We start from the raw sequence: 3019 nt of genomic DNA, 5'->3' as shown, positions 1-3019 counted from the left end.
GCAATGCAGATGATTTTTGAAAGTAAGAGAAAGATCACATTTACTCTTATAAGAAATATTGAGAATATTATTATTGGGAAAAAGTGTATTAATTTACCAGAAGATATAAAATTTAGATTTGAAAATGATAGAATAATATTTGAACGTATTGAAGAAGCAAAGGAAGAAATATCAAAAATAACAATAGAAAAAATAACAGGAGTTGATATTTATAAATTTGGTGGTAAGAAAATAAAATTCAGTATTATAAAAAATACTGGAAAATTTAATTTAAAAGAAAAAAATAAAGGGTTTATTGATTCTGAAAAAGTAAAATTTCCAATTATAATACGCAGAAGAAAGGCCGGTGACAGATTCATACCTTTTGGAATGACTGAAAAAGTCAGGATTAAAAAATTCATGATTTCTGCTAAAATTAAAGAAGAACCAATTTTAATATGTGACGCAAAAAATATAATGTGGATTGCTGGTGTAAGAATAGATGATAGATATAAAATTACAGAGAATACAAAAAGAATATTATTGATTGAAATATTAAAATAAAAAAGGAGGGTTATATTATGGGAAGAAGGAAAGGAAAAGAGAGAAGAGATAAACAAATTTTAATGAGGGTAAGTAATGAAGAATTACATATGATAAAAGAATTCGCAAAAGAAGAAAATTTAAGCATGTCTGAATTTATAAGAAAAACAATTTTAAACAGCAAAAATAGAAAAGAAAAATTGGATGTCCTGAAAATAGCTGCACAGAAATATGAAAGTATACTTGAAAAATTCAGAATTTTATATTCTGAATACAAACGATATTAAATTAATATAAATTATAATAAGATGTATTTTTGTAATAAACAAATATTTTACTTATTTTTAGTTCAATAATATTTTTATTGATAAAAAAAGTATATTTAATATAATATTATTAGAAAGCGTTTTCGTTTATTATAATGGATACGAAAGGAAGGTGCTTACATGAAAAAAATTTTTTTTGTTATTTTTATAATTTTTTTTGTAATGTTTTTTTCCTGTCATAAAAAAGATAATCCAACTCAACCAACAGGCCCGACACCTACATGGACAATTACACCAATTCCATATTCTACAGTTGTTTATGATTTTGAAGATGGAACTATTATGGGTTGGAATGTTTATCAAGGCGGAACCACTCTAACATCAAACACTACTGTAAAATCATTTTATAAAACACATTCTTTGCGTATAGATGGAAATTTTTCTTCAAGTAATAGCAGTGGAGCGGGAGTGGCACCTACCATAACAAATATACAAAATACAATTTTACGAGCACAAGTATATATACCTCCTGATTTTCCTATTGATGGTGGTTCAATTTTTGTTCAGAGTGGTAGTAACTGGTGCTGGCAAAATGGTGAGTGGTCTAAGTTCAAAGTAGGCCAATGGAATGAAGTTATATTTGATTCATTAAATCCTGGTTTTACTGATCCTAATTGTACTCCAGATCTTACTGATGTAAAAAGAATAGGTGTATTTTTTTCAGCCAACTGGGAATTACAACGGTTCTGTTTATGTTGATTATTTTACAATCACACCATACACATATTCAGTAGTAAAAGCAGATAACCCTAATATACAGTATTATGGTAGATGGGATAGAACTGACGCGGTAGTTGCAAAAAGTGGCTGGGGAACCACATATATTATAGCAGGTTTTTACGGTACATCACTCACTCTCAGATTATCTGCATGGGATACCAGATTTGCATATGCAATTGATGATTTTTCAGATCATAAAAATTTTATAAAAATCAGAGTAAAAAATCAAAAAGATCAATACTACGCAACACCAACGCAGACACCTTATACAATTACAGGACTCACTGATGGCCCACATAAAATTATGTTGGTTAGAACAAGTGAAGGAATGAGCGGTATTGTTAATTTTGCCGGATTTGGTCTTGATATGGGTAAAACACTTTATGACCCAGGTCCTAGACCAACAAGGAAAATGGAATTTATAGGTGATTCAATAACTTGTGGTGCTTTAAATGAATGGCAGGGAAGTAACCCATGTCCTAATGAATGGGGTGGCTGTATTTCAAATGGGGATTTGACTTTTGGACCAATGCTTGCAAGAATGTATGGTGCAGAGTGGATGACAATATGCCGTGGTGGTATTGGTATATATAGAAATTGTAATGGTTGTAATCCGCCAGCCACAATGCCAACTGTTTATCCAAAAGTATTTTTTGAAATGACTCCTACACCAACAACTCCTGATTGGAATTTTAGTGGTTGGCAAGCAGATGTTGTGGTCATTGCACTTGGAACAAATGATTTTTCATCAGGAACACCTGATAAAACAGCTTTTCAGAATGCGTATTCTAATTTTTTAACAACTTTACGTTCTTATTATCCTAATGCATTTATTTTATGTACGGAACCCATACCATCATGGATGGGAAAAACAGCAGGTGATTATATTAATGAAGTTGTAACCAATAAAAATGATCCGAAGATTTTTTATGTGCCTATTAATAATCCCCCCATAGCATCAGGATTCCCTTTGCAATCATCAGAATACGCAGGAGATAATACACATCCAACTGTGGCTGCACATGAAAAAATAGCAAATGCTCTGAAAGGTTGGATAGATGCAAATATCAAAGATGATTTGGGATGGTGAATAAAGGCAAAGTCAAATGCCAAATGCCTGATGAAAAAAACAATTCTAGATGACAAATGTCAGATTGTAAATGCCAAATAAAAACATTTCAAATTTTAGAATTTGAAAACATCACAACAAGAATATCAATAGATGCAATGAGAAACGATAATTTAAAAATCTTGACGGTTAATGTTTGTCAATAGCCGATTCAAATAAATATTTTATTTAAAATTTTATTAAATCGTAAATCATACATTTTACATTTTTAAAATCTCCGTTTTATTTCTAAACATATATAGTTTCAAATTTAAACACTATTATTTATATATATAAAATTAATTATATTATATTTGGGTATATTACTTGCTTATAAATAAAA

General features: G+C 29.7%; 4 protein-coding genes. All 4 read left to right on the top strand.

Annotated elements, in window-relative coordinates; genetic code table 11:
- Positions 1 to 543: tRNA lysidine(34) synthetase TilS (tilS, locus tag N3F66_14835; protein MCX8125422.1), on the top strand; the 543-nt coding region annotated here is incomplete at its 5' end.
- A 17-nt stretch (positions 544 to 560) separates the two neighbouring features.
- On the top strand, positions 561 to 809 hold the full coding sequence (locus N3F66_14830; GenBank protein MCX8125421.1) for a DUF6290 family protein: 249 nt from the start codon (positions 561 to 563) through the stop codon (positions 807 to 809).
- 159 nt (positions 810 to 968) lie between these two features.
- Positions 969 to 1547: a hypothetical protein gene (locus N3F66_14825; GenBank protein ID MCX8125420.1), complete on the top strand. Its 579-nt coding sequence runs from the start codon at positions 969 to 971 to the stop codon at positions 1545 to 1547.
- Complete coding sequence (locus N3F66_14820; GenBank protein ID MCX8125419.1) at positions 1498 to 2658, top strand: GDSL-type esterase/lipase family protein; 1161 nt, start codon at positions 1498 to 1500, stop codon at positions 2656 to 2658. Before N3F66_14825 ends, N3F66_14820 begins: the two co-directional genes overlap by 50 nt.
- The last annotated feature ends 361 nt before the right edge of the window (positions 2659 to 3019 follow it).

Source organism: Spirochaetota bacterium, from assembly GCA_026414805.1.
Lineage (GTDB): Bacteria > Spirochaetota > UBA4802 > UBA4802 > UB4802 > UBA4802.
This window is presented reverse-complemented; position numbering and strand designations above follow the sequence as displayed.

What these genes read in the sequence shown, in the direction of transcription:
- N3F66_14825 (MCX8125420.1), top strand. Translation starts at nt 969, where the DNA reads ATGAAAAAAATTTTTTTTGTTATTTTTATAATTTTTTTTGTAATGTTT.
- N3F66_14830 (MCX8125421.1), top strand. Translation starts at nt 561, where the DNA reads ATGGGAAGAAGGAAAGGAAAAGAGAGAAGAGATAAACAAATTTTAATG.